This is a genomic window from Saccharopolyspora terrae (assembly GCF_004348435.1).
GTDB classification, from domain to species: Bacteria; Actinomycetota; Actinomycetes; order Mycobacteriales; family Pseudonocardiaceae; genus Saccharopolyspora; species Saccharopolyspora endophytica.
This window is the reverse complement of the sequence record NZ_SMKS01000050.1, coordinates 1-26,024: the sequence shown is the minus strand read 5'-3', so window position 1 is coordinate 26,024 and position 26,024 is coordinate 1. Positions and strand designations below refer to the sequence as shown.

Sequence of the window (26,024 nt, the reverse complement as noted above, 5' to 3'; positions counted from 1 at the left end):
TCCCCTCCTCACCAGGGCAGCAGTCGCACGCGGCCCGGTGCGACCAGTTCCAGGGGGTCCCGGTAGCGCTCGCCCTCGCGCAGGCCCCAGTGCAGGCAGGCGGGGGCCGCGCACCCGGGATGTCCGGGTTCCAGGTGGCCGAGTACCTGACCCCGCGCGACCTGATCGCCCGCGGCCACGGCCGGGGCGACCGGTTCGTAACTGGTGCGCAGTCCTCCGGCGTGCTCGACCGACACCACCGCGCGGTCCACCAGCCAGCCCGCGTGCACCACGACCCCGTCGGCAGCCGCCAGCACCGGCTGTCCGGCCTCGCCGACCAGATCGACTCCGCGATGGCCCGGGCCGAACGCCGAATCGGGCGCCTCGAACGGCCGTGCCACCGCGGGTGGCGGGGCCAGCGGCCAGCCGAAACCCGCGGCTGAGCTCGGCTCGGCGGGGCGCGCGGGCGAGGCCGGTGGGGCGGCCACCGCGGTGAGGGTGGCGGAGCAGGCGAGGGCCGCGCAGGCGAGGATCGCGATCAGGATTCGCATGGATCCAACGTGGCCCGCCCGAGTCGGCGATGACCAGGACCGACGGCGAATCTGTGGACGAACCGGACCGCTGTGGACAACTCCTGGTGCGCGGTCGGGTGGTGGGTTGCGCGTCCAGTACACTGTTCACGCGGTTTCGTGTCCGCGCGAACCGACTACGCGTGCCCGCGCGTAGGCCGCCGCTCAGGTGGCCCCGGATTCTTCCGGGTCCCTGTCGGCAGGCCACCGGGTCCTTCGCGGTCCCGCTCCTGTTCCCAGGGGGTGGGTGGGGGATCTGGGCCGGGCACCAGGGCGGCGAGTCACCCGGCTCGCCGCGGCAACCCAAACGCGCGCCCGCAGAGGGCGCGCCCGACACAAGAGGTGAACACAGGCCATGGCCGTCGTCACCATGAAGCAGCTGCTCGACAGCGGCGTGCACTTCGGGCACCAGACCCGTCGCTGGAACCCGAAGATGAAGCGCTACATCTTCACCGAGCGCAACGGCATCTACATCATCGACCTTCAGCAGACGCTGACCTACATCGATGGTGCGTTCGACTTCATCAAGCAGACCGTCGCCCACGGGGGCACGATCCTGTTCGTCGGCACCAAGAAGCAGGCGCAGGAAGCGATCTCCGAGCAGGCTCTGCGGGTCGGCATGCCGTACGTCAACCAGCGCTGGCTGGGCGGCATGCTCACCAACTTCCAGACCGTTCACCGCCGTCTGCAGCGTCTCAAGGAACTCGAGACCATGGAGCAGACCGGTGGCTTCGAGGGTCGCACCAAGAAGGAAATCTTGATGCTGACCCGCGAGAAGGACAAGCTGGAGAAGACGCTCGGCGGTATCCGCGACATGTCCAAGGTGCCCAGCGCCGTGTGGATCGTGGACACCAAGAAGGAGCACATCGCCGTGGGCGAGGCTCGCAAGCTGGGCATCCCGGTTGTCGCGATCCTGGACACCAACTGCGACCCGGACGAGGTCGACTACCCGATCCCGGGCAACGACGACGCGATCCGCTCCGCCGCGCTGCTGACCCGCGTGGTCGCCGATGGTGTTGCCGAGGGCCTGATGGCCCGCAGCGGCCGCAACAACGGCGCCTCCGAGGGCGGCGAGGAGAAGCCGGCCGGCGGCGAGCCGCTGGCCGAGTGGGAGAAGGAACTGCTGGCCGGTTCCGGCCAGGCCACCGAGGGTGGCGAGCAGCAGCCCGCGCAGTCCTGATCACTCGCGCTGCGCACCCGCTGAACTCCGGCGGGTGCGCAGCGCGATCAGGCTTCCCGCCAGTCACACTGGCAACCGACCCACGCCGGGCCGAGAGCACGGCCGCTGATCGCGGCGCATCGCGCGGTGCCGGGTCGAGCATTCGCAAAAGATCTTCCACCTCCGTATCAACAGGGACGGACTACGCACGATGGCGAACTTCAGTGCGGCCGACGTCAAGCGTCTTCGCGAGCTGACCGGCGCCGGCATGATGGACTGCAAGAAGGCTCTTGAGCAGAACGAGGGCGACTTCGACAAGGCTGTCGAGAGCCTGCGCATCAAGGGTGCCAAGGACGTGGGCAAGCGTGCCGAGCGCGCCACTGCCGAGGGCCTGGTCGCCGCCGAGGGCGGCGTGCTGATCGAGATCAACAGCGAGACGGACTTCGTCGCCAAGAACGACGAGTTCATCGAGCTGGCCAACAAGGTCGTCGCAGCGGCCGCCGCCGCGGGTGCGACCGACGTCGACTCCGCGCTGGCCGCGAAGCTGGACGACAAGACCGTGGCCGACGTCGTGCAGGAGCTCTCCGCCAAGATCGGCGAGAAGCTGGAGCTGCGCCGGGTCCAGAAGTTCGACGGTCAGGTGGCCACCTACCTGCACCGCCGCTCCGCGGACCTGCCCCCGGCGGTCGGCGTGCTGGTCGAGTACACCGGTGACGACGCGGACGCCGCTCGCGGTGCCGCGATGCAGGTCGCCGCGCTCAAGCCCACCTACCTCTCCCGCGACGAGGTCCCCGAGGACATCCAGGCCAACGAGCGCCGGATCGCCGAGGAGACCGCCAAGGAGGAGGGCAAGCCGGAGAAGGCCATCCCGAAGATCATCGAGGGTCGCCTCAACGGCTTCTTCAAGGAGAACTGCCTGCTGGACCAGCCGTCCGTGCAGGACAACAAGAAGACCGTCAAGGCCCTGCTGGACGAGGCCGGTGTGACCGTGACCGGGTTCGTCCGGTTCGAGGTCGGACAGGCCTGATCCCGCGCCGCGGCGGCTGCCGGCCGCACCCTCATGGGGTTCGGCCGGCGCCCCGGCGGCCGTGGAAGACGGCACGGCGCCCCGCCTTCGTTGTTCGAGGCGGGGCGCTTTTGCAAGGTAAGGGCGGTTCCGCTCCTCGCGGAGCCGCGCCGGGTATCGGTCGCTCACGAGGCGGGTATCCGGTTCTCGACCCGCACATCAGTTGGCGAAGTGAACATTCAAGACCTCGCGGGAGGATTCAAGTGACCGACGACGGCCCGGCGAAGCGTGGTTACGGTCGCGTGCTGCTCAAGCTCGGCGGCGAGATGTTCGGCGGCGGCAGCGTCGGAATCGATCCCGAAGTGGTCGCCACCGTGGCCCGCCAGATCGGCGAGATCGTCGCCGACGGGGTCGAGGTGGCCATCGTGATCGGCGGTGGGAACTTCTTCCGCGGCGCGGAGCTGCAGCAGCGCGGCATGGACCGCGCGCGCGGCGACTACATGGCGATGCTGGGCACGGTGATGAACTGCCTGGCGCTGCAGGACTTCCTGGAACGCGAGCACGGGATCGACACCCGCGTGATGACCGCGATCACGATGGGGCAGGTCGCCGAGCCCTACATCCCGCGGCGCGCGATGCGGCACATGGAGAAGGGCCGCGTGGTCATCTTCGGCGCCGGCACCGGCATGCCGTACTTCTCCACCGACACCACCGCCGCGCAGCGGGCGCTGGAGATCGGCTGCGAGGTCGTGCTGATGGCCAAGGCCGTCGACGGCGTCTACACGGCCGACCCCAAGACCACGCCGGACGCGAAGCTGTTCGAGCACATCACCCACCGCGAAGTGCTGGAACGCGGCCTGAAGGTCGCCGACGCCACGGCGTTCAGCCTGTGCATGGACAACGACATGCCCATCCTGGTGTTCAACCTCCTGGAGGAAGGCAACATCGCCCGGGCGGTCGGCGGTGAGAAGATCGGCACGCTGGTCAGCACCCCGGGCACCGAGCAGCTTTGATGGTGCTGGATCCTGATCTGGTCGCGGGGCCGCCTGGTAGGCGAGCCGAGCGACGCGCAACACTTGCAAAGTCCACTGGTCGGCAGACTTAAGGAGCAGCCGTGATCGACGAAGCTCTTCTCGAAGGCGAGGAGAAGATGCAAAAGGCTGTGGAGGTGGCCAAGGATGAGCTGGCCTCCGTCCGCACCGGTCGCGCGAACCCCGCGATGTTCTCCGGCATCGTCGTCGACTACTACGGATCGCCGACGCCGCTGAACCAGCTCGCGAGCGTCTCCGTCCCGGAGGCTCGGCTGGTCGTCATCAAGCCCTACGACGGCAGCCAGATCCAGGCGATGGAGAAGGCGATCCGCGACTCCGACCTCGGGGTCAACCCGTCCAACGACGGCCAGCTGATCCGCGTCGCGATCCCGCAGATGACCGAGGAACGCCGCAAGGAGATGGTCAAGCTCGCCAAGGCCAAGGGCGAGGAAGGCCGGGTCACCATCCGCGGCATCCGCCGCAAGGTGAAGGAAGAGATCGAGCGCATCGTCAAGGACGGCGAAGCCGGCGAGGACGAGGGTTCGCGTGCGGAGAAGGAACTCGACAACCTGACCCACCGCTACACCGGTCAGGTCGACGACTTGCTCAAGCACAAGGAAGCGGAACTCCTCGAGGTCTGAGTGGTGACGCCCGGCCAGTGTGCAGACGAGTCCGGAATGTCGGCCGACGACGTTCCGGACCCGCCTTCGCGTCCATCCCGGGCCGGTCGTGACCTCCGCGCCGCCATCGGCGTCGGGGTCGTGCTCGGGGCGGCCGTCATTCTCTCGTTGCTGATGGTGCGGTTCGTGTTCATCGGCATCGCAGCAGCGGCTGCTCTGGTGTCGACCATCGAGCTGGCCCAGGCCGTGCGACGCGCGGCGGGCATCCGGGTCTCGTTAGTCCCGGTGCTGGTCGGCGGGCAGGCCATGATGTGGCTGTCCTGGCCGTTCGGGCTGCGCGGCATCCTGATCTCGTTCGCGATCACCGTGCTTGGCTGCCTGGTCTGGCGTTTCCGCGACGGCATCGACGGATACCTGCGCGACGTGACCGCCTCGGTGTTCACCGCCGCCTACGTGCCGCTGTTCACGGCGTTCGCCGCGATGCTGGTGCGCCCGGAGGACGGTGCGTTCCGGGCGCTGGTGTTCCTGATCTGCGTGGTCGCCTCGGACACCGGCGGGTACGCGTTCGGCGTGCTGTTCGGCAAGCACCCGATGGCGCCGGTGATCAGCCCGAAGAAGTCCTGGGAGGGCTTCGGCGGGTCGCTGGTCGGCGGCGTGCTGGCCGGTGCGCTGTCGGTGTGGTTGCTGCTCGACGGCCAGTGGTGGATGGGTGTGCTGGTCGGTGCCGCGCTGGTGTGCAGCGCGACGGTCGGCGACCTGATGGAGTCGGTGATCAAGCGCGACCTGGGCATCAAGGACATGGGCAACCTGCTGCCCGGTCATGGTGGCCTGATGGACCGGATGGACTCGCTGCTCCCGTCGGCACCGCTGGCGTGGATGATGCTGTTCTGGCTCATCCCCAGCTGATGCGGGCCTGGCGGGAGAAGCAGGTTCCGGAGGTCACGCCGAGCCCCAACATCTGGAACTGGCCGGAGGTCTACGAGGCGGAGAACCACGCCCAGGACGCGGTGGGGGCGCTGTGGAAGGCGTTGCGGGCCGAGCGCGACTGGGCCGGCCTGGACGTGGTCGACGTGGGCTGCGGCGACGGCTTCCACCTGCCCGTCTTCGCCGCGACGGCCCGCTCGGTGGTCGGAGTCGAACCGCACGAGCCGCTGGCCGAACGCGCACGCGCCCGCACGTCGGGCACGCCGGGCGTGGACGTCCGGGTCGCTCCGGCTCAGCGCCTCCCGCTGGCCGACGGCAGCGTGGACCTGCTGCACGCGCGCACGGCGTACTTCTTCGGGCCGGGCTGCGAGCCGGGCCTGGCGGAGGCGGAGCGGGTGCTGCGTCCGGGCGGCACGATCGCGATCGTCGACCTGGACACGGCGAGCCCGCCCTACGGCGACTGGATGCGCGCCGACGCCCCGCAGATCGACCCGGGCACGATCGAGTCGTTCTTCTCCCGCCACCACTTCACCAGCACGACGGTGCCCACGCTCTGGCGCTTCCACGACCGTCAGACGCTGGAGGCGGTCCTGCGCATCGAGTTCTCCGCGAAGACGGCGGCCCGGGCGGCGGCCGAGTCCCCGGGCAGGACCATCCCGGTCACCTACCGGCTGCGGACCCGCACCAAGCCCACGGGCCTGCTCGCCCCCTGAGCCCGGAGCCTCGCGACGGTCGGCAGCCCCGACCCGACCCCTCCGGCCCCGACGGAGTCGATCGTGAACGTTCCCGACCAGAACTGCCCGTCATGGCACCTCCCGGGCGGGGTTCGCGGATCTTCAGTGGAAATCCGTGCCCGGATTTCAGTGGAAATCGGGTCAGAAGGTCTCGCCGGCGGGTTGCCGGGTGACGGCGTTGACGCGGTTGAAGAGGTTGGACAGGCCGATCATGAGCGTCAGGGCCGCGATCTGCTCCTCGTCGTAGTGCTCGGTGATCCGCTTCCAGAGCTCGTCGTCGACGGCGTCGCCCTTGTCGGCGAGCCGGGTCGTGGCCTCGGCCAGCTCCAGCGCGGCGCGCTCGCCGTCGTCGAAGAAGGGAGCCTCCCGCCAAGCGGCCACCGCCCAGAGCTTGTCGTCGCTGGTCCCCAGCTCCTTGAGCTGCTTGGAGCTGTAGTGCGCGCAGAAGCTGCACCCGTTGATCTGGCTGGAGCGCAGGTGCACCAGCTCCAGGGTTTCCGCCGGGATGTCGACCGAGTGAACGGTCTTCAGCAACGCCTGGATCGACTTGAAAGCGTCCGGCAGGAGCATCGCGGGGTTGTTCATCCGTGCTTGCATGAGTGCCTCCGGTGTCACATGAGCCGGTCCCGGCTCGTCTACCCCCATGACGGGCGGCGACGGAGGAATGTGACCGATGGACGACAGCGATTTCCTGGCGAAGCGGTTCGAGCAGCACCGCAGGCGGTTGAATGCGGTCGCGCTGCGGATGCTCGGCTCGCACGCCGAGGCCGAGGACGCGGTGCAGGAGGCGTGGCTGCGCGTGGACCGCGCGGGCGCCGACGACGTCACCAACTTGGGCGGCTGGCTGACCACGATCGTCGGCCGGGTGTGCCTGGACATGCTCCGCGCCCGCCGCTCCAGGCCCGAGCAGCCGGCGGACGACCTACTCGAGCAGTCGGACGGGCCGACGCCGGAAGCGGAAGCGGTGATGGCCGATTCCGTCGGGCTGGCCCTGTTCGTCGTGCTCGACACGCTCGAACCCGCTGAACGCCTCGCGTTCGTCCTGCACGACATGTTCGCGGTGCCCTTCGACGACATCGCCCCGATCGTGGGACGCAGCTCGACGGCCACCCGGCAGCTCGCCAGCCGGGCCCGCCGCCGGGTTCGGCGGAGCGGACAGCCGGAACCCGACCTGGTCGCGCAGCGCGAGGTCGTCGACGCGTTCCTGCGCGCGGCCCGCGAAGGCGACTTCGAGGGGCTGCTGAACGTGCTCGACCCCGACGTCGTGCTGCGCGCCGATCAGCGCGCGGTGGACACCGCCGCCCGCGCCCGCAAGGCCGGTGCCCCCGCGCTCACGGCGGAGTCGCGGGGTGCGGACGTCGTGGCCAGGGCGTTCCAGAACGGTGCCAAGCTCGCGCGTCCGGCGCTGGTCGCCGACTCCATCGGCGCGGCCTACGCGCCGCGCGGCAAGGCGCACTCGGTCTTCATCGTGACCATCCACGACGGACGGATCACCGAGATCGAGGTCATCGGCGACCGCGACCACATCGCGGAGCTCGACCCGCTGGTGCTGGACTGATCACTCGGGGGTGAGGCGGTCGGTGTCGATGACGGCGAAGTCGGCGCCGACCACGTCCCGCACCACGGCGATTCGCCCGTACGGGGAGTCGGTCGGTTCGCGCAGCACCTCGCCGCCCAGCGACTGGGCCTTGGCGACCGCGGCGTCGGCGTCGTGGTCGGGGTTGACCTGGAAGTACAGCTGCCAGTGCGACGGGACGTCGGCGGGCAGCGACCGGCTCGACTCGGAGCGGCCCAGCATCGGCTGGTCGCCGACGTGCCAGACGGTGAAGTCGAAATCGCCGCCCGGCTCGCCGATCTGCTCCTGCCGGTAGCCGAGCAGATCCGCGTAGAAGGCGTCGACCGCCGAGGCGTCGCGGGTGTGCACCTCGGCCCAGCACAGCGCGCCCGCTCGCGCCCAGCCGAACACGGCGTTCTCCGGTGCCTCCCACAGGCCCACGACCGCTCCGCCCGGGTCCTCGGCGATCAGGAACATCTCGTGCCCTGGGGTTTCGGTCGGAGGGACGAGGACCTTCCCGCCGAGCGCCCGGATCCGCTCCGTCGCGCGTCGGGTCGACTCGCACTCCAGGTACAGCGTCCAAGCCGACGGGATGTGGTCGGAGTCGGGCTTGAGCAGCCCGGCCACCGGCGTGTCGTCGCGGAACGCGATGCTGTACTCGCAGCGCTGCACCCAGCGCCAGCCGAACAGCCCGGTGTAGAACTCGCGCGCGGCTTCGACGTCGTGCGACGTCAGGTCGGTCCACCCGGGTGCACCCAGTGCGATGCTCACAGCGATCACTCCCGAAAACGGCGCCAGAGGCCCCTCGACGCGTTCGAGCGGGCCCTTTCTGTAGGCAGCGTCACGTCTTCGTCGTCCTCCCGCAATGCGAAGCCCCCGAATGACGGCTTGATCGCCGTCCGAGCCCGTGATCGACTGGGTGATGTCGTATGCACGTACTCGGGTTTTTCGGGAGCAGCCATGGCATTCCGCGCGGCGCAGCCGGTCACCGCGGGCCTCAGCCGGCTTGCTCAGCTGGACCGTCACGAGCGCGCTCGCATCATCCGGCAGCTGTGCCAGCAGCACCCCGTGTTCCGCTCGATGCTCCGGCAGGCGGCCATCGCGCGAGTGGTCGCGTTCGCGTCGGCCCTGGCGCTGGGCGCTTCGGTGATCACGCTGGCCCAGGCGTTGAACATGTGGATCACCGCGAGCCTGGTCTTCGCCGGCATGGGCGGCTTCTGCTACGTGGCCGTGTCGTTGACCAGCAGCCGCTTCGACCTGCTCATGGCGGTGCTCGGCGCGCACCGGACCGACGAGCTGCACAGCAGGCTGGTCACCGAGCAGATCTACGGCGAAGAGGTCGCCCAGGCGGAGCCGCTACCGGATCGCCCGCCGCAGCAGGTGGTGTGCTCCCACGCGATCGGTTCGCGGCTGACCGGCGAACCTAGTTCTGCACACTGATCGACAGCGCCGCGACGATCTCGTCACCCACGAAGTGGGTTTCGGCGTGCGGGGGCTCGCCGACGCGCACCACCAGCGGTCCGCCGAAGGGCTTGCGCTCCACGATCTCGATGCGCGCTCCCAGCGTCATGCCGTGCTCGGTGAGGTAGCGCAGCAGCTCGGAGTCGGTGTCCCAGACGCGCGCGATGGTGCCGACCGTGCCGGGCTCGATCTGGTCGAGCTGCAGGGTCTTGGGCACGGGGAGCAGGCCGTCGGCGGTGGGGATCGGGTCGCCGTGCGGGTCGATGGTGGGGTTGCCCAGCTTGGCGGAGATGTGCTCGACGAGCTCGTCGGAGACGGCGTGCTCCAGCGCGTCGGCTTCGATGTGGACCGCGTCCCAGCTGTAGTCGAGCTCCTCGACCAGGAACAGCTCGATCAGCCGATGCCTGCGCAGCACCGAGTGCGCGAGCCTGCGGCCTTCGGTGGTGAGCTCGACGCTGCGGTAGCGCACGTGGGTGACCAGGCCCAGCTGGTCCAGCTTGTTGATCATGCCCGAGACCGAGGAGGGGCTGAGTCCGAGTCGCGCGGTCAGCGTCGCGTTGGTGACGGGCTCGCCCCGTTCGCTGAGCCCGTAGATCGCCCGGAGGTAGTCCTCCACCGAAGGCGACGGGCGCTCGGTTTCGCTCGGCATGACTTTCACGATACGGGCGGCGCAGTTCCCGCGGTCGTTCGGTCACCGACGACCGGGCGTCGCCGCAGGGCTCGGGAGACGAGCCCCTGCCCGGGGGCCAGCAGGTAGGCCAGGGCGAACACCACCGACTGGCAGACCACGATCATCCCGCCTGTCGAGGTGTCGACGTGGAAGCTCAGGTAGGTGCCCGTCACCGAGCACAGCACCGAGAGCCCGGCGGCCGTCGCCAGCATCTGCGGGAACCTCTTGGTCAGCAGGAACGCGGTCGCTCCGGGCGTGATCAGCATGGCGGTGACGAGCACGACCCCGACGGCCTGCAGGGCGACCACCACGGTCAGCGCCAGCATCGCCAGCAGCAGGGTGCTGATCCGCCGCGGCGAGATGCCGATCGCGTGCGCGTGCGTGGGGTCGAAGGCGTAGAGCGTGAGGTCGCGCCGCTTGAGCAGCGCCACCGCCAGCACCGCGGCGGCGATGATCAGGACCTGGGCGATGTCGAAGTCGGTGACGCCCAGGACGTTGCCGAACAGGATGTGGTTGAGGTCGACCTGGCTGGGGATCCGCGACACCAGCACCAGACCCAGCGCGAACAGGCCGGTGAACACCACGCCGATCGCCGCGTCGCCCTTGAGCTTGGTGGTGTTGCGCACGCCCGCGATCAGCCCGACCGCGAGGCTGCCGAACAGGAACGCGCCCACCGAGAACGGCATCCCCAGCACGTAGGCGAGCACCACTCCCGGCAGCACCGCGTGCGACACGGCGTCGCCCAGCAGCGACCAGCCGATCAACGTCACCCAGCACGACAGCACCGCGCACACCAGCCCCGCGACTAGGCTGACCAGCAGTGCTCGCTGCATGAACCCGAACTGCAGGGGTTCGATCAGCCACTCGATCATCGCGCCTCCACCCCGAACGTGCGGGCCAGCACCTCGGGTGCGAGCACTTCGTCGATCGGGCCGTGGGCGATGACGCGTTGTTGCAGCAGGACCGCTTCGTCGCACAGCTCGGGGACGCTGGCCAGGTCGTGGGTGGAGATGACCACGGTGCGCCCTTCGTCGCGCAGCTCCCGCAGCAGGGCGCTGATCGTCGCCTCGGACTTCTTGTCGACCCCGGCGAAGGGTTCGTCGAGGAACAGCAGCCGCGCGTCCTGCGCGATGCCGCGCGCGACGAAAGCCCGCTTGCGCTGGCCGCCGGAGAGCTCGCCGATGGGCCGGGCGGCGAGGTCGGTGAGGCCCACGCGGGTCAGCGCCGCGCGCATCGCGGCCTTGTCGGCGCGGCGCGGGCGCCGGGTGAGCCCGAGGTGCCCGTAGCGGCCCATCAGCACCACGTCGGCGACCGTCACCGGGAACGTCCAGTCGACCGCCTCGGATTGCGGGACGTAGGCGAGGAGCCCTTCGCGCCGCGCCTGCTTGCGGTCGCGGTCCATGATCCGGATGTCGCCCGCATCCGGTTTGACCAGGCCCATCAGGGATTTGAAGAACGTGGACTTGCCCGATCCGTTCATCCCCAGCAGGCCGCAGATGCGTCCTTCGCGGATGTCCACCGACACGTCGTCGAGGGCGAGCACGTCGCCGTAGCGGACGGTCACGTGGTGGGCGCTGATGGCGGTCAAGGTGTCCCTCCGCGCAGTCCGGCGACGATGACGTGCGCGTCGTGGCGCAGCAGGTCGAGGTAGGTCGGGACCGGCCCCTCGGGACCGGACAGCGAGTCGACGTAGAGCTTGCCGCCCAGCTTCGCCCCGGTTTCGCGGGCGACCTGGCGTTGCGGGCCGTCGTTGACGGTGGACTCGCAGAACACCGTCGGGACGCCGTTGGCGCGGACGAACCGGGTGGTGTCCTTGATCTGCTGCGGCGTGCCCTCGGACTCGCTGTTGACCGGCCACAGGTACGCCTCGCTCAGACCGGCGTCGCGCGCCAGGTACGAGAAGGCCCCTTCGCAGCTGACCAGCGCCCGCCGCGACTCGGGCAGCTCGGCGAGCTCGTCGTGCAGGTACCGGTCGATCTCGGCGAGCCGGGCGAGGTAGGCGTCGGCGTTCGCGCGGAAGGTCGCTTCGTGCGCGGGGTCGATCCGGATGAAGGTGTCGGTGATGTTGGCGACGTAGATGGCGGCGGTGCGCGGTGACATCCACGCGTGCGGGTTGGCCTTGCCCTGGTACTCACCGCTGCGGATCGGAACGGGCTCGACGCCTTCGCTGAGCGTCACGTGCTCGGCCTCGCTGCGCTGCACGAACCGGTCGAACCAGCGTTCCAGCCCGAGGCCGTTGTCCAGCACCACGTCGGCCTTGGCGGCCTTGAGCATGTCGCTGGGGGTGGGTTCGTACTCGTGGATCTCCGCGCCCGGTTTGGTGATCGACTCGACGACCAGGGCGTCGCCGGCGATGTTGCGCGCCATGTCCGCGAGCACGGTGAACGTGGTGACGACGTGCTTGCGGCCGTCATCGGGCCGGCTCAGACCGGTGCCGCACGCTGACACCAGCATCGCGACCACGGCCAGGACGGCCGTGTTTCGGCGACTCGCAAGTCCGGGTTTCGCCACGCCGAAAACCATACCTCGGGGTGCCGCGAGGGCCAACGGGGCGGCTCCACCGGCTGCCCGCCAAGGTCGTCCGCGGACGTGGGAGACTGTAGGGCGCTATGTCTACGAAATCCCTGCCGCTCGTCTTCGACGCCCCGCGCCGCGGCAAGCCGCCGCGCCACCTCGCCGACCTCTCCGCCGAGGAGCGGAAGGCCGTCGTCGCCGAGCTGGGGGAGAAGCCGTTCCGCGCCAAGCAGCTGGCCAACCACTACTTCGGCAGGCTCAACGCCGACGTCGAGTCGATGACCGACATCCCGGCGGGCAGCCGCGAGGCGCTGGGCGCGGCCCTGCTGCCGCAGCTGCTCAACCCGGTGCGCAACCTCGACACCGATGAGGGCACCACCCGCAAGACGCTGTGGAAGGCGCACGACGGAACGCTGTTGGAGAGCGTCCTGATGCGCTACCCGGACCGCGCGACGGTGTGCATCTCCAGCCAGGCCGGATGCGGCATGGCCTGCCCGTTCTGCGCCACCGGCCAGGGCGGTCTGCAGCGCAACCTCTCCACCGCCGAGATCGTCGACCAGGTCCGCTCGGCGGCGGCCATGATGCGCGACGGCGAGGTCCCGGGCGGACCCGGGCGGCTGTCGAACGTGGTGTTCATGGGCATGGGCGAGCCGCTGGCCAACTACCGCCGGGTGATCGACGCGGTGCACCGCATCTGCGATCCCGCGCCCGACGGCCTGGGGCTCTCGCAGCGCTCGGTCACCGTCTCCACCGTCGGCCTGGTGCCGGCGATCCGGAAGATGACCGCCGAGAACCTGCACGTCACGCTCGCGGTGTCGCTGCACACCCCGGACGACGAGCTGCGCGACACGCTGGTGCCGGTCAACAACCGCTGGAACGTCGCCGAGGTCCTGGAGGCCGCTCGCGGCTACGCCGACCACACCGGCCGCCGGGTGTCGATCGAGTACGCGCTGATCCGCGACATCAACGACCAGCCGTGGCGCGCAGACCTGCTCGGCAAGCTGCTCAAGAAGCACCTGGGCCAGTTCGCGCACGTCAACCTGATCCCGCTGAACCCCACCCCGGGCAGCAAGTGGGACGCCAGCCCGAAGCCGGTCGAGCGCGAGTTCGTTCGCAGGGTCCGCGAAACCGGGGTCTCCTGCACGGTCCGGGACACCCGCGGCCAGGAGATCGCCGCGGCCTGCGGCCAGCTCGCAGCCGAGGAGTAGCCCTCGGCGCGGCCGTGAATTCGTGACCGCAATGAACAGAAGTGGCCTGTTCCGCCTCCGGTGGCCGATGATCCTCAGGTCTGAGTGATCGAGCTGGGAGGCAACGGTGCCTGACCTGAGAATTCGTGGCGCAGCGGTTCATTCGATCGTCGCGGCGGCGGCGCTGGTGCTGCTCGCCGCTCCCGCCCACGCGGAGGCGCCCGATCACCGGGCGGTGTCGACGGGCTGCGGGAACACCGCCGTCGCGCCCGGGGAATCGGTGACCGAGGAGATCGTGTCGGGTGGCATCACCCGCACCTACCTGCTGCACGTGCCGGAGAACTACGTGCCGCTGCGGCCGACTCCGCTGGTGCTGTCGTTCCACGGGCACTCGCGGGACTCCGCGTACCAGGAGGAGCTCTCGGAGTTCTCCGGCACGGACGCCATCGCGGTGTACCCGCAGGGGCTCGTCGGGACCGACGGCGAGACGGCCTGGCAGGGGGCTCCGTACTCGGCGGACGTCGACGACGTCCGGTTCACCGGCGACCTGCTCGACGAGCTGCAGCGCGATCTCTGCGTCGACCCGGCTCGGATCTACGCGGCGGGCAAGTCCAACGGCGGCGGTTTCACCGGGGTCCTCGCCTGCCGGATGAGCGACCGGATCGCGGCCTTCGCCCCGGTCTCCGGTGCCTTCTACCCGCAGGGCGGCGCCTGCGAGCCCACGCGCCCGGCGCCGATCCTCGACTTCCACGGGTCTCTGGACGAGACGATCCCCTACGACGGCGACGCGGAGCGCGGGCTCCCGCCGATCATGGACTGGCTGGCGGGCTGGGCCGAGCGCAACGGCTGCGACCCCGATCCCGTCACCCGCGACGTCGGCGACGGGGTCCACCAGGTGGAGCACCGGGCGTGCGACGGGGGAGCCGAGGTCGCGCACTACCGGATGGACTCGGTCGCGCACGACTGGCCGGCGACGCACCCGAACCCGGACTCCGATCAGCCCGCGCCGATCGACGCCACTCCGCTGATCATGGACTTCTTCTCCCGGCACGCGTTGCGCTGAGCGCACCAGCGGGCGGTTCTGGCCAATACTGTCGCCACGACCGCTCTGAACAGTGAAAAGCCGCCCTCGGGGTTCCGGGGGCGGCTTCTTCGAGGTTCTGGGTCAGCGACGGCGCTTGTTCTTGGCCAAGTCGTAGAACAGGCCGAGGGCCAGGACCACGGCCGTGCCGATGAGCCAGACATCTTCCATCTTGAAGTGCCCGCCGCCACTGAGGATGCCCTGGTGGTTGCCGATGAGCATGCACAGGACCGCGACGACCGAGAACCAGCCGGCGATCTGGGTGCCCTTCGGGAAACCGCCGTGCCAGCCCCACTCGACCGACGGTTCCTCGGCCGGGTCGATGGCCTGGCTGGGCTTCTTCTCCAGCTCGGTGCTCGCCACGTTCCCCTCCTGCGCCACACCGGCCACGCGCGGCCGGAAAGCCTGTTGCTTGGGTTTCGCGCATCGCCGGGCGGCGATCCACGATCGCTCTCATCCTCGCACACCCGATCGGCGTCGCAGCGCCCACCTGCCCGGCATCAGCAGCGAAAAAGGTGCCGCGCGAACTCGGCTCGCGCGGCACCCCGGTGAATTGCCCCCCGTGCCTATCAGCCCTTGACCGCCTTGCGGCCGACGATGACGCGGTAGATGCCGAGGACGATGAGCGATCCCACGATCGCCACGATCCAGGTTTGCAGCGACCAGAACGTGTTGAGGCCGATTCCGAAGATCCACTGGCCGAGCAGCCCGCCGAGGAAAGCGCCGACCACGCCGAGCAGCATGGTGACGATGATCCCGCCAGGGTCCTTGCCCGGCATGATCAGCTTCGCGATTGCTCCCACGATCAAGCCCAGAACGATCCATCCGATGATCCCCATGACGGCCTCCTTAGTTCATCGGGCTGCGGCCGGTAAGCCGATCGTGACTCCTGATGGTGATTTGTGCACCGCGAGGACCACCTGCTCACCTGCTTCAGGGACAATGGCGGCGATGCACGCGGACACGAGCACACAGAGCGACACCACTCCGCGCACCGTTCTGGTGCTCGGCTCCACCGGTTCGATCGGTACCCAGGCACTTGACGTGATGCGCGACAACCCCGACCGCTTCCAGGTCGTGGGACTCGCCGCGGGCGGCAGCGACCCGCAGGCGCTGGCCGCGCAGGCGCTGGAGTTCCAGGTGCCGGTCATCGCAGTGGCGAAGGGCACAGCCGCCGAGGACGTCCAGCTGGCCCTCTACTCGGAGGCGCAGAAGCGCGGCTACGCCGAGGGTGACTTCAAGCTGCCGCGCCTGCTGGCCGGGCCGGAGTCCGCCCTGGACCTCATCGACGCCGCGCCGGCCGACGTGATCCTCAACAGCGTCGACGGCTCCCGAGGTCTGCGCCTGACGCTGGCCGCCCTGGAGACGGGCGCTCAGCTCGCCCTGGCCAACAAGGAATCGCTGGTCGCCGGTGGCGCGCTGGTGCTGGACAAGGCCGCGCCCGGACAGCTGGTCCCGGTCGACTCCGAGCACTCCGCGCTGGCCCAGTGCCTGCTCGGCAACGACAACAGCGACGTGGACCGGCTGGTGCTGACCGCCTCGGGCGGCCCGTTCCGCGGCCGCAAGCGCGAGGAACTGGCCGAGGTCACCGTGCAGCAGGCGCTGGCCCACCCGACCTGGGCGATGGGCAACGTCGTCACGATCAACTCGGCGACCCTGGTCAACAAGGGCCTGGAGCTCATCGAGGCGCACCTGCTGTTCGGCGTCGACTACCCGCGCATCGACGTCGTCGTGCACCCCCAGTCGATCGTGCACTCGATGGTCACCTACACCGACGGCGCGACGATCGCGCAGGCCAGCCCGCCGAACATGAAGATCCCGATCGCGATGGGCCTGGAGTGGCCGCGCCGCGTTCCCGGGGTCGCGCCGCGGCTGACGTTCGACGAGGCCCAGGCGTGGACCTTCGAGCCGCTGGACCACGAGACGTTCCCGGCCGTCGAGCTGGCCCGGGCGGCCGGTTCCGGCGGGGGATGCCTGCCCGCGATCTACAACGCCGCCAACGAGGAAGCGCTGGCCGCGTTCGTCGACGGCCGACTCCGGTTCACCGAGATCGTGCAGACTGTTGGTGACACGCTCTCCGCTGCCGACCAGTGGCGCGGCGAGCCGTCGGGACTTGATGAGATCTTCGCAGCCGAGGACTGGGCGCGGACCCGGGCGCGCGAGCTGGCCGGAGGGAAGGCGGAGTAGTGCTGGTCGTCGTTGGCATTCTGATCTTCTTCTTCGGGCTGCTGTTCTCCATCGCGTGGCACGAGCTGGGTCATCTCGCGACAGCCAAGATGTTCGGCGTCAAGGTCACCGAGTACATGGTCGGCTTCGGCCGCACCATCTGGTCGCGCAAGAAGGGCGACACCGAGTACGGCCTCAAGCTCATCCCGTTCGGCGGCTACATCCGGATGATCGGCATGTTCCCGCCGAAGAAGGACGAGGAGCACGGCCGCACCGCGTCCTCGGCCCCGTGGCGGGCGATGATCGAGGACGCGCGGCAGATGTCGGCCGAGGACGTCACGCCCGAGGACGCGCACCGGCAGTTCTACCAGCGGTCCCCGTGGAAGCGGATCATCGTGATGATGGCCGGGCCGGTGATGAACCTGATCCTGGCGGTCGGCATCTTCGCCGCGATCCTGATGGGCCACGGCATCAACACCCCGACGCTGACGGTCTCCTCGGTCAGCGAGTGCGTGCTGCCCGCCAACGCGCCGGACACCCAGAAGTGCCCGCCCGGGGCGAAGCCCTCGCCCGCGGCCGCGGCCGGGTTCAAGCCGGGCGACCGGATCGTGGAGTTCAACGGCAAGCCGTTCCAGTCCTGGGAAGACCTGCAGCAGGAGATCCGCCAGTCGAAGGGCTCGGTCCCGGTCGTGGTCGAGCGCGACGGGCACCGGGAGACGCTCAACGCGGCCCTGATGCAGACCGAGCGGCCCAAGCTGAACTCGACCAGCGAGTACGAGACGGTCGGCTTCCTGGGCCTCTCGCCGACGTCGGAACTGGTCAAGCAGGACATCGGTGGTGTGGTGAGCACCATCGGCGAGTTCGTCGGCCTGACCGCGCAGAAGATCGTCGAGCTGCCGCAGCGCGTCCCGGACCTGGTCAGCGCCATCTTCGGCGGTGAGCGGCACAAGGACTCGCCGGTGGGCATCGTCGGTGCCAGCCGCCTCGGCGGTGAGGTGCTGGCCACCGAGCAGTTCGGCGTCGACGAGCGCGTCATCCTGATGTTCAACCTGCTCGCGGGCGTGAACCTGTCGCTGTTCGTGTTCAACATGCTGCCGCTGCTGCCGCTCGACGGCGGGCACATCGCGGGCGCGGCCTGGGAGTGGGTCCGGCGCGGCTTCGCCAAGCTGGTCCGGCGCCCGGACCCGGGACCGTTCGACACAGCGCGCCTGATGCCGTTGGCCTACGCGGTCAGCCTCATCTTCATCGCCTACTCGCTGCTGGTCCTCGTCGCCGACATCGTGAACCCGGTGACCTTGTACTAGGGGCGTGGTCGGTTCGCTCAGCTGCGAGCTGAGTCCCGCACCTGTGGCAACGGGTCCGCAGGCGCCAGGCGATTTCACCGCTGTGGTGGACCGGGTTCACAGCCGGGGACGACGTGTCGTCCTCGGTGACCGCGATGGCGCGTGCTTGTGAGCGCAATATCGCCGATAGGGTGATGCGCGGCTCGAAGTCGTGGGCCGAACGGGACATGAACGGCCGATGTCGATCACCCAACGTGATCCGTCAGACGCCCGGACGTCCAGCCGGATGAAGGTGCGCCGGTATCGTGGAATGCGGGCGGGACACCGTCCGAAGCACACCAGAAGAGGTGGAGAGGTATCGATGACCGTCGATCTGGGCATGCCCGGAGGCCCGGCCCCGGTGCTCGCGGAGCGGCGTAAGACTCGCCAGTTGCAGGTCGGACCGGTCGGAGTGGGCAGTGAAAGCCCGATCTCCGTGCAGACCATGACCACGACCGTCACCGCAGACATCAACAGCACGCTGCAGCAGATCGCCGAACTCACCGCCGCAGGCTGCGACATCGTCCGGGTCGCGTGCCCGAGCGCCGATGACGCCGAAGCCCTGCCGGCCATCGCGACGAAGTCGCAGATCCCGGTCATCGCCGACATCCACTTCCAGCCGAAGTACGTCTTCGCGGCGATCGAAGCGGGTTGTGCCGCGGTGCGCGTGAACCCCGGCAACATCAAGAAGTTCGACGACAAGGTCAAGGAGATCGCGCAGGCCGCGAAGGACCACGGCACGCCGATCCGCATCGGCGTCAACGCCGGCTCCCTCGACCCGCGCCTGATGGAGAAGTACGGCAAGGCCACCCCTGAGGCGCTGGCCGAGTCGGCGCTGTGGGAAGCGGGCCTGTTCGCCGAGCACGACTTCCACGACATCAAGATCTCGGTCAAGCACAACGACCCGGTGGTCATGGTGCGCGCCTACGAGATCCTGGCCGAGCAGTGCGACTACCCGCTGCACCTCGGTGTCACCGAGGCCGGCCCGGCCTTCCAGGGCACCATCAAGTCGGCCACCGCCTTCGGCGCTCTGCTGCGCCAGGGCATCGGCGACACGATCCGGGTCTCGCTGTCGGCTCCGCCGGTGGAAGAGATCAAGGTCGGCACCCAGATCCTGCAGTCGCTGAACCTGCGGCCGCGCAAGCTGGAGATCGTCTCCTGCCCGTCCTGCGGACGCGCCCAGGTCGACGTCTACAAGCTCGCGGACGAGGTCACCGCCGGTCTGGAGGGCATGGAGGTCCCGCTGCGCGTCGCGGTCATGGGCTGCGTCGTCAACGGCCCCGGTGAAGCCCGCGAGGCGGACCTGGGCGTGGCCTCCGGCAACGGCAAGGGCCAGATCTTCGTCAAGGGCGAGGTCATCAAGACCGTGCCCGAGCACCAGATCGTCGAGACGCTGATCGAAGAGGCCATGCGCATCGCCGAGGACATGGGCGAGACCGTGGAGGAGGGCGCGAGCCCGACCGTCACCGTCAGCTGACGCGACATCGCGCACATCGGCCGTCCGGATCCGTCCGGGCGGCCGATTCGCTTTCCCGGTGTTGTCGCTGCTCCGAACGGGTGACCGCAGCTGTGTTCGACTCGCTTGATCTCCGCCGATCAGCCGTTCGCGTGGTATTTCTGGCAGTCTTGGCTGGTGCTCAAGGTTGCCGGTGCCCGCTTGATGGAGGAACGGGACGCGAATCTGGTCCGCTCCGCGCTGGACTCCGCGCCCGTGGCCGCCTGCATGGTCGCGGCGCGCGTCGAGGAGGCCGGTGTCCACCCGTTGCGCCTGGGCGGTGAGCTCTGGGGCTACGGCAACCGGCTGAGCGGCATGTGCTTCTCGGGCGCGAACCTGGTCCCGCTGCGCGGTGGCCCGGACGCGATGCGCGCCTTCGCCGATCGCGCGCTTCGGCGTCGCCGCGTGTGCTCCTCGCTGGTCGGCCCGTCCGAGCAGGTGCTGGCGCTGTGGGAGGAGGTCGAGGCCCAGTGGGGGCCCGCGCGCGAGGTCCGCGCCGAGCAGCCGCTGATGGCGCTGTCCGAGCGCCCGCACGTCGACCCCGACCCGCTGGTGCGCTCGGTGCGGCCGGACGAGCTGGAGCGCTACCTGCCCGCGGCGGTGGCCATGTTCACCGAGGAGGTGGGCGTGGACCCCTCGACCGACGGCGGCGCCGCCGGGTACCGGGCGAGGGTGGCCGATCTCATCGCGGGCGGCCGGGCGTTCGCGCGCTTCGAGGACGGCGAAGTCGTGTTCAAGGCCGAGATCGGCGCGCTGTCGTCGACCGTGGGCCAGATCCAGGGCGTCTGGGTGCACCCGGATCGTCGCAGCACGGGCTTGGGAACCGCCGGGACGGCGGCGGTGGCCGACCGCCTCGTGCGCGGCCTCGGGCGCACCGCGAGCCTGTACGTCAACGGCTACAACGTCGCCGCCCGAGCCGCCTACCAGAAGGTCGGTTTCCGGAGCGTCGGCGAGTTCGCGACTGTTCTGCTGTAGAGCGGTTTCGTCCGCTCTGCGCGCTATGCCGGAGCCCAGATTCGGTGTCCTGCAAGACTTCGGCATACTCGCGGGCATGCATTCCTCGCGGATCATGGCCGGGCTCGCCGCAACGCTGCTGATTCCAGTGGCCGGGTGCAGCACCGGACCATCCGAGAAGGACGTCGCCACCGCATTCGTCAACGCCGTCGCCGCAGGTGATGTGGCGGGTGCGGCGGCTCAGACCAACAACCCCGACGCCGCGCGCCGCACGCTGGAGCAGGTGCGCAAGACGCTCGCCCCGACCGCGTCGCACGCGAGCTTGGGCCAGGTGACCGAGAACGAGCAGGGCGCGGCGGCCAAGTACGACCTCTCCTGGGACTTCGGCGACGGCAAGGTGTGGCGGTACACCAACACGGTGCAGCTCGCCGAGGAGTCCGAGGGCTGGAAGGTCCTGTGGGCCCCTTCGGCGGTCCACCCGAAGCTCAAGGCCGGTCAGACGCTCACCTACAGCGAGGTGCTGCCCGCGCCCGGGCCCGTGACGGGCTCGGAGGGCAAGCAGCTGATGGGGCCGGAGCCGGTGGTCACGGTCAGCCTCAACGGCCAGGAGGCCGGTGACGTGCCAGGCGTGGCGGGCAAGCTCGCCGGCGCGCTGCGCGAGGTCGACCCCGAGATCACCCAGCAGTCCATCGTCGAGGGCGTCGGCAAGACCCCGCCCGGCCAGCCGTACCAGGTCGTCACGCTGCGGCAGGCCGACTACGACAAGGTCCGCTCCAGCATCTACGACCTGCCCGGCGTGCGGTTCCCGGCGCAGGTGCGACTGCTGGCCTCCGAGCGCGGTTACGCCGGGCAGGTGCTGGCCGGTGTGTCGAAGAAGGTCGACGAGCAGGTCAAGGCCAACGCCGGCTGGCAGGTCGCCGTCGCCGACACCAAGGGCAACGAGATCAGCAAGCTGCACACCGTCGCCGAGAAGCCGGTCCCGCCGACCTCGGTGACGCTGTCGGACCGCACGCAGCGCGCCGCAGAGCAGGCGCTGGACCCGGTCCCGCAGCCCGCGATGATCGTGGCGATGAAGCCCTCCAACGGTGAGGTGCTGGCGGTCGCGCAGAACGACCCGGCCGACGCGCAGGGGCCGATGGCGCTGTCCGGGCAGTACCCGCCCGGCTCGACGTTCAAGATCGTCACGGGAGCGGCGGCGCTGGAGTCGGGCAAGGTCCGCGCCGACACCCCGGTCGAGTGCCCGCCGAAGAAGGTCTTCGACGGCATGACCTTGCCCAACGACAAGGAATTCGACCTGGGCCGGGTGCCGCTGCACACCGCGTTCGCCCACTCCTGCAACACGACGTTCGCGCAGCTGTCGGTGGACCTGCCCGACGACGCGCTGCCGAAGGAGGCCAAGAAGTTCGGCATCGGCGTCGACTTCGACATGCCCGGCTCGACGACGATCACCGGCAAGGTCTCCAACGCCGAGACGGTCACGCAGCACGCGGCCAACGGCATCGGCCAGGGCAAGGTGCTGGCGAGCCCGTTCGGGATGGCGCTGGCGGCGGCGACGGTCGCCAACGGCGGGATGCCGACGCCGACGCTGATGCGCGGTCAGCAGACCACCGCCGACTCCCAGCCGGAGAAGATCAACCCGGCGTCGTTGGAGCAGCTGCGCTCGATGATGCGCGAGGTCGTCACCGGCGGCACCGCCCGCGGTCTGGCGGGTTCGGGCGAGGTCCGCGGCAAGACCGGCACCGCGCAGTTCGGCGACGGCACCCACTCGCACGGCTGGTTCGTCGGCTACCGCGACGACGTGGCGTTCGCGGTGCTCATCACCGATGCGGGGGCGTCCGGCCCGTCCGTGGACGCGGCCAAGCGCTTTCTCGGCGGTCTGTGATGAGAACCGGAGATGTTGCTTCACGTGTTTGGGTGATCACTTAGGGTCAGTTGGGTGCTAGGTTGTAGCCCATCGAGCGCAGTGGTGACGGTTCGTTGCTGCGCTCGGTGGGTCGTCACCGGTGTGGCCACCTCCGATGTGCGACCCCGCTCGCCACGTTGTGTTGCCGCAACGATGGGCGAACCAGGTGTCCGGCCTCGTCCGGACGCGCATCGGCCCGCCGTGATCCCGGCGGGCACCCCGACGAACCGCGCCGGCACCGCCTCCCCCGAAGGCCGTCGGCGTCGCCCCAGGTGTGAACAGGAGTGGTTTTGATCTACTTCGACTCTTCCGCGCTGATCAAGATGATCGCCCCCGAACCGGAGAGCCAGGCGCTGAGCCAGTGGATCCGCGATCGCTGGGAGCAGCCGCGGGTGACCAGCGCGCTGTCCAAGGTCGACGTGCTGCGCAACTTCCGCGAGCAGGGCCCGGCCGCCGAGGACCTGGCCTCCATCGTGGTGTCCAAGCTGGAGACGCTGCCGGTGCAGCAGGAAGTGCTCGACACGGCCAGCGAGCTGCGCGCCGACCTCGGACCGGTCGACGCGATCCACCTCGCCTCGGCGTGCGGCATCCGCAACGAGCCGGTGACCTACGTCTCCTACGACCCGGCGCTCATCGAAGCCGCGAAGGAGGCGGGCCTGGCGACCGCGTCCCCGGCCTGAGCTCTCCCGAAGTCCGGGCGGTGGCGTTCCACATCGCGGATGGTTCCGCGTGGTGCCGTTACCGCCCGGAGTCGTGGCGGCCTACGTGGTTAAAGTGGGGGGCATGCCGGTTCGAGCCCCGTTGAAGCCAGGCGTTGCGACGCCGCGCCGCCAAGTCCCAGCGCACATCGAGCGTCCCGAGTACGTGGACAAACCGGCTCCCCAGCGCAACACCGACCCCGACGTGCAGCCGCCCGAGGTCATCGAGGCGATGCGCTTCGCGGGCAAGCTCGCCGCTCAGGCGCTGGCCGAGGCGGGCAAGGCGATCCAGCCGGGCGTCACCACCGACTCCGTCGACGCCGTGGTGCACGAGTTCCTGCTCGACCACGGTGCGTATCCGTCGACGCTGGGTTACCGGGGCTTCCAGAAGTCCTGCTGCACCTCGCTCAACGAGGTGATCTGCCACGGCATCCCGGACTCGACGGTCATCGAGGACGGCGACATCGTCAACGTCGACGTCACCGGCTACATCGGTGGCGTGCACGGCGACACGAACGCGACCTTCCTGGCCGGCGACGTCTCCGAGGAGGCCCGCCTGCTGGTCGAGCGCACCCACGAGGCGACGATGCGCGGCATCAAGGCCGCCAAGCCGGGCCGCCAGCTCAACGTGATCGGCCGCGTCATCGAGTCCTACGCCAAGCGCTTCGGCTACGGCGTCGTCCGCGACTTCACCGGCCACGGCATCGGCCGCTCGTTCCACAGCGGACTGGTGATCCTGCACTACGACGAGCCGTCGGTGGACACCGTCCTGGAACCGGGCATGACCTTCACCATCGAGCCGATGATCACCCTCGGCACCCACGAGTACGACATGTGGGAAGACGGCTGGACGGTCACCACCAAGGACAAGAGCTGGACCGCCCAGTTCGAGCACACCATCCTCATCACAGAAGACGGCAACGAAATCCTCACCCAGCTGTGAGCTGGGCGGGGCGGTTCACCTCGGAACCGCCCCTACCGTCTCAGGACGTTTCATAGGGTGGATGCCGTGCAGACAGAACTGTGGGCTCCCAGCGATTCGGCCAGGCGGGTCTCGTATCGGGAGAGCTGGGGACTCCTGGCCGGGATGCTGTTCCTCCTGGCCTTCGTCTCGAAGCCGGGTCTGCGGCTCTGCTGTTCCAACCCGTCGACGACGGCTTCGTCAGGCGTCACGCGCAGATCCTCGACAAGCAGCAGTCGGATTCACCGCAGCTCAAACTGCCCGGGAAATCCGTCGTCCAACGGATCACCCGGGCAGTTTCAGAAGTCAGGCCAGACCTTCTGCACTAGCGGTCGGCTTTCCGCTGTTCCTTCGCTTTTCGGCGGGCTTCCTTGATGTCAGCGGACCTCTGCCGTGCTTGCTGTCGTTGCGCTCGCTCTTCGGCTTGCTGTTGCTTCTTCGCGGCCTGTTCTTCGGTCGTTCCGTTGATCTTCTCCCAGAACTTCCGCTGCTCTTCTCGGGAGAACGACCAGATGATGGACTTCGCAAGCATCCACAGTGCGGCAGGAACGATGACAACGCCCGCGAGGCAACCGATGAGCGTGAAAACTCCGGCTGAGTACCCTTCGGCTGGTGTGTATGTTCGCAATTCGGTGTTGTTGTTGTATCGGCCGCCGCCGTAACCCCAAGTGAGTCGCTTTTCCTTGCCTACGTCGTCTGGGGTGAAGAAGTTCATGTCGACGTTAGCGGTCCAGGTCTTGCCGGTCTCGTCGTCCCGAACCTTGATGGAGCAGTCCCAGTTGTGCCCGAATCCGCGTCGAGTGATCGGGCCGGTGTCCTCGCATGAATGGACGAGTGCTGTCGCATTTGGACTGCTGTGCTTTTGCGGGAACGAGAAGACGATCGTCGGCCACAGCATAAGAACGGCTGCCGTGACCACCAGTCCACCGGCCAGCTTCGCCAGTCGGACAGCGAGGTTGTTTGAGTTCCACAGTTCCATGGCCTACTTCGCCTCCTCCCGGTCAGAGTCTTTGCCGTCATCGGTGGCTGCAGCACCTTTGGCGACTTCATAACCGAACTTGTTCGCGCCGCTCTGCGGTCCTAGGTCGACCGCGGGTGACTTGAACAGATCACCCTGTGCCCAGGGTTTGTACTCAGTACCGCCAGCCTTAAAACCAGCCAACGCATCCTTTGCGGCGCTGGTCGTGCTGCCCTCCAGGCCACGGCCCGTGTTCTGGATCGCTTGACTGTCGAAAGCCTTCTGCGCGCTGGTGTTGGCAATGCTGGCTGCGGGAGGATTCGCAAGCCCTGTGAAGAAGGCATCGATCTTGCCCTTGACGGCCTTACCAGCGGATCCGAGCTTGTCCATGCAGTCCCACAGTTTCTTGAGGATGCTTGCAAGCTTCTCCATCCAACCTGCGATCTTGTTGCCCCAACGGATCGCGGTCGTGACAGCCTCGGCGATCATGCCGCCAGCGGCGATACCGGCAGTGGCAACAGCCGCGATACCCCACTTGAGCACGATCGAAATGATCTCGCCAACCGCTCCGGCGATCATGTCGCGGACTATTCCGCGCACGGCACCGACGACGGCACCTGCTCCGTCCACGGCTGATTTCATGCCGTTGCACGCTTCACCCAGCGCTTCGATTGTCTTCGCGGTGTCGTCGCCGAGGGCTCGATAGGCGTCTCCTGCTTTGCCTTCCCAGGCGGTCGTGCCTTTCACTGCATTAGCGTAGTCCTGGCTTACTGCCGCGAGCTCTTTGCCGATGTTTTCCCAAGTACTGGACATACCCCCGATTGCGTCAGGGTTGCCCATCAGTGCGTCGAACGGTTCCCTCAAGAAGGAGACGTGCTCCATCAGGTAGCTGACGCCCCAGCTCGCGAGCGTGCCGAGCGGGTTGGTAGCGAGACCGACAGCATCAACGCCTAGGAGCTGTTTAGGAACGTGGGGCCCGGTGGTTGAACATAGTGAGGTCTCCGGTAGATGGATCAGCGACGAAGAAGATCAACATCTATCCGGAGACCTCGGTGGGAAGCGTATCGGTTGGCGCGC

The 26,024-nt window shown here is 68.8% G+C and carries 28 protein-coding genes; 17 read left to right on the top strand and 11 right to left on the bottom strand.

Translation table 11 applies throughout. From position 1 onward, the window contains the following. Positions 1–8: 8 nt before the first annotated feature. The gene (locus tag E1181_RS23120; RefSeq protein WP_132677788.1) at positions 9–530 is read right to left on the bottom strand and encodes a M23 family metallopeptidase; all 522 of its coding nucleotides are present in this window, start codon (positions 528–530) and stop codon (positions 9–11) included. A gap of 373 nt (positions 531–903) precedes the next feature. Here E1181_RS23120 and rpsB point away from each other — a divergent pair, with 373 nt between their 5' ends. The 6 genes from rpsB to E1181_RS23090 all read left to right on the top strand — a co-directional run bounded on the left by rpsB (position 904) and on the right by E1181_RS23090 (position 6,001). Next, positions 904–1,728, top strand: coding sequence for a 30S ribosomal protein S2 (gene rpsB, locus E1181_RS23115; protein ID WP_132620855.1), 825 nt, complete (start codon positions 904–906; stop codon positions 1,726–1,728). Between the two features lie 190 nt (positions 1,729–1,918). Continuing rightward, positions 1,919–2,734, top strand: coding sequence for a translation elongation factor Ts (tsf, locus tag E1181_RS23110; protein WP_132677786.1), 816 nt, complete (start codon positions 1,919–1,921; stop codon positions 2,732–2,734). A gap of 242 nt (positions 2,735–2,976) precedes the next feature. Continuing rightward, complete coding sequence (pyrH, locus tag E1181_RS23105) at positions 2,977–3,726, top strand: UMP kinase (RefSeq protein WP_132677784.1); 750 nt, start codon at positions 2,977–2,979, stop codon at positions 3,724–3,726. A 101-nt stretch (positions 3,727–3,827) separates the two neighbouring features. Continuing rightward, positions 3,828–4,385: a ribosome recycling factor gene (gene frr / locus E1181_RS23100; protein WP_132677783.1), complete on the top strand. Its 558-nt coding sequence runs from the start codon at positions 3,828–3,830 to the stop codon at positions 4,383–4,385. Between the two features lie 36 nt (positions 4,386–4,421). Next, positions 4,422–5,270, top strand: a complete 849-nt coding sequence (locus E1181_RS23095; protein WP_132677781.1) for a phosphatidate cytidylyltransferase — start codon at positions 4,422–4,424, stop codon at positions 5,268–5,270. Next, the gene (locus E1181_RS23090; protein ID WP_132677821.1) at positions 5,270–6,001 is read left to right on the top strand and encodes a class I SAM-dependent methyltransferase; all 732 of its coding nucleotides are present in this window, start codon (positions 5,270–5,272) and stop codon (positions 5,999–6,001) included. The genes E1181_RS23095 and E1181_RS23090 overlap by 1 nt, the downstream gene beginning before the upstream one ends. Positions 6,002–6,163: 162 nt before the next feature. Here the strand turns inward: E1181_RS23090 and E1181_RS23085 are convergent, their stop codons facing one another. After that, a complete protein-coding gene (locus E1181_RS23085) occupies positions 6,164–6,619 on the bottom strand; it encodes a carboxymuconolactone decarboxylase family protein (RefSeq protein WP_132677779.1) in 456 nt (151 codons plus the stop codon). Between the two features lie 76 nt (positions 6,620–6,695). Between E1181_RS23085 and E1181_RS23080 the strand changes: the two genes are divergently transcribed. Beyond that, positions 6,696–7,580, top strand: coding sequence for a sigma-70 family RNA polymerase sigma factor (locus E1181_RS23080; RefSeq protein ID WP_132677777.1), 885 nt, complete (start codon positions 6,696–6,698; stop codon positions 7,578–7,580). Here the strand turns inward: E1181_RS23080 and E1181_RS23075 are convergent, their stop codons facing one another. Continuing rightward, on the bottom strand, positions 7,581–8,348 hold the full coding sequence (locus E1181_RS23075; protein WP_132677775.1) for a VOC family protein: 768 nt from the start codon (positions 8,346–8,348) through the stop codon (positions 7,581–7,583). A gap of 189 nt (positions 8,349–8,537) precedes the next feature. Between E1181_RS23075 and E1181_RS23070 the strand changes: the two genes are divergently transcribed. Beyond that, positions 8,538–9,017, top strand: coding sequence for a hypothetical protein (locus E1181_RS23070; RefSeq protein WP_132677773.1), 480 nt, complete (start codon positions 8,538–8,540; stop codon positions 9,015–9,017). Here E1181_RS23070 and E1181_RS23065 read toward each other — a convergent pair. From E1181_RS23065 to E1181_RS23050, 4 genes are read right to left on the bottom strand one after another with little or no spacing between them, the layout of a single operon-like run. Next, entirely contained in the window at positions 9,001–9,687 is a 687-nt protein-coding gene (locus E1181_RS23065) for a metal-dependent transcriptional regulator (protein ID WP_132677771.1), read from the bottom strand. The genes E1181_RS23070 and E1181_RS23065 overlap by 17 nt on opposite strands. Positions 9,688–9,692: 5 nt before the next feature. Beyond that, a complete protein-coding gene (locus E1181_RS23060; protein WP_132677769.1) occupies positions 9,693–10,580 on the bottom strand; it encodes a metal ABC transporter permease in 888 nt (295 codons plus the stop codon). After that, positions 10,577–11,296: a metal ABC transporter ATP-binding protein gene (locus E1181_RS23055; protein ID WP_132677768.1), complete on the bottom strand. Its 720-nt coding sequence runs from the start codon at positions 11,294–11,296 to the stop codon at positions 10,577–10,579. Before E1181_RS23055 ends, E1181_RS23060 begins: the two co-directional genes overlap by 4 nt. Beyond that, a complete protein-coding gene (locus E1181_RS23050; RefSeq protein WP_268952497.1) occupies positions 11,293–12,162 on the bottom strand; it encodes a metal ABC transporter substrate-binding protein in 870 nt (289 codons plus the stop codon). The genes E1181_RS23055 and E1181_RS23050 overlap by 4 nt, the downstream gene beginning before the upstream one ends. Before the next feature lie 155 nt (positions 12,163–12,317). On the opposite strand from E1181_RS23050, the gene rlmN reads away from it, so the two are divergent. Next, positions 12,318–13,430 carry a 23S rRNA (adenine(2503)-C(2))-methyltransferase RlmN gene (rlmN, locus tag E1181_RS23045; protein ID WP_132620841.1) on the top strand — a complete coding sequence of 371 codons (1,113 nt, stop codon included), beginning with the start codon at positions 12,318–12,320 and terminating at the stop codon, positions 13,428–13,430. Positions 13,431–13,536: 106 nt separating this feature from the next. Beyond that, on the top strand, positions 13,537–14,472 hold the full coding sequence (locus E1181_RS23040; protein WP_235876973.1) for an alpha/beta hydrolase family esterase: 936 nt from the start codon (positions 13,537–13,539) through the stop codon (positions 14,470–14,472). 102 nt (positions 14,473–14,574) lie between these two features. Here the strand turns inward: E1181_RS23040 and E1181_RS23035 are convergent, their stop codons facing one another. Both E1181_RS23035 and E1181_RS23030 read right to left on the bottom strand, forming a co-directional pair. Then, positions 14,575–14,853, bottom strand: a complete 279-nt coding sequence (locus E1181_RS23035) for a DUF2631 domain-containing protein (RefSeq protein WP_132677766.1) — start codon at positions 14,851–14,853, stop codon at positions 14,575–14,577. Positions 14,854–15,059: 206 nt separating this feature from the next. Then, complete coding sequence (locus tag E1181_RS23030) at positions 15,060–15,329, bottom strand: GlsB/YeaQ/YmgE family stress response membrane protein (RefSeq protein WP_132677764.1); 270 nt, start codon at positions 15,327–15,329, stop codon at positions 15,060–15,062. A gap of 103 nt (positions 15,330–15,432) precedes the next feature. Between E1181_RS23030 and dxr the strand changes: the two genes are divergently transcribed. The 7 genes from dxr to map all read left to right on the top strand — a co-directional run bounded on the left by dxr (position 15,433) and on the right by map (position 23,971). Then, positions 15,433–16,677 (top strand): 1-deoxy-D-xylulose-5-phosphate reductoisomerase, encoded by a 1,245-nt coding sequence (gene dxr / locus E1181_RS23025; RefSeq protein ID WP_132677762.1) that lies wholly within the window; start codon positions 15,433–15,435, stop codon positions 16,675–16,677. Continuing rightward, on the top strand, positions 16,677–17,960 hold the full coding sequence (locus E1181_RS23020; RefSeq protein WP_132677760.1) for a M50 family metallopeptidase: 1,284 nt from the start codon (positions 16,677–16,679) through the stop codon (positions 17,958–17,960). Before dxr ends, E1181_RS23020 begins: the two co-directional genes overlap by 1 nt. A gap of 340 nt (positions 17,961–18,300) precedes the next feature. After that, entirely contained in the window at positions 18,301–19,455 is a 1,155-nt protein-coding gene (ispG, locus tag E1181_RS23015; RefSeq protein ID WP_132677758.1) for a flavodoxin-dependent (E)-4-hydroxy-3-methylbut-2-enyl-diphosphate synthase, read from the top strand. A gap of 156 nt (positions 19,456–19,611) precedes the next feature. Continuing rightward, a complete protein-coding gene (locus E1181_RS23010; RefSeq protein ID WP_132677756.1) occupies positions 19,612–20,448 on the top strand; it encodes a GNAT family N-acetyltransferase in 837 nt (278 codons plus the stop codon). 76 nt (positions 20,449–20,524) lie between these two features. Beyond that, positions 20,525–22,309 carry a penicillin-binding transpeptidase domain-containing protein gene (locus E1181_RS23005; RefSeq protein ID WP_207922267.1) on the top strand — a complete coding sequence of 595 codons (1,785 nt, stop codon included), beginning with the start codon at positions 20,525–20,527 and terminating at the stop codon, positions 22,307–22,309. 311 nt (positions 22,310–22,620) lie between these two features. Continuing rightward, the gene (locus tag E1181_RS23000) at positions 22,621–23,010 is read left to right on the top strand and encodes a type II toxin-antitoxin system VapC family toxin (RefSeq protein ID WP_132677754.1); all 390 of its coding nucleotides are present in this window, start codon (positions 22,621–22,623) and stop codon (positions 23,008–23,010) included. A gap of 103 nt (positions 23,011–23,113) precedes the next feature. After that, entirely contained in the window at positions 23,114–23,971 is an 858-nt protein-coding gene (gene map / locus E1181_RS22995) for a type I methionyl aminopeptidase (protein ID WP_132677753.1), read from the top strand. A 343-nt stretch (positions 23,972–24,314) separates the two neighbouring features. Here the strand turns inward: map and E1181_RS22990 are convergent, their stop codons facing one another. Further along, positions 24,315–24,968: a DUF6346 domain-containing protein gene (locus E1181_RS22990; protein WP_132677751.1), complete on the bottom strand. Its 654-nt coding sequence runs from the start codon at positions 24,966–24,968 to the stop codon at positions 24,315–24,317. A 3-nt stretch (positions 24,969–24,971) separates the two neighbouring features. Next, positions 24,972–25,829 carry a WXG100 family type VII secretion target gene (locus E1181_RS22985; protein WP_165944722.1) on the bottom strand — a complete coding sequence of 286 codons (858 nt, stop codon included), beginning with the start codon at positions 25,827–25,829 and terminating at the stop codon, positions 24,972–24,974. Positions 25,830–26,024 lie beyond the last annotated feature (195 nt).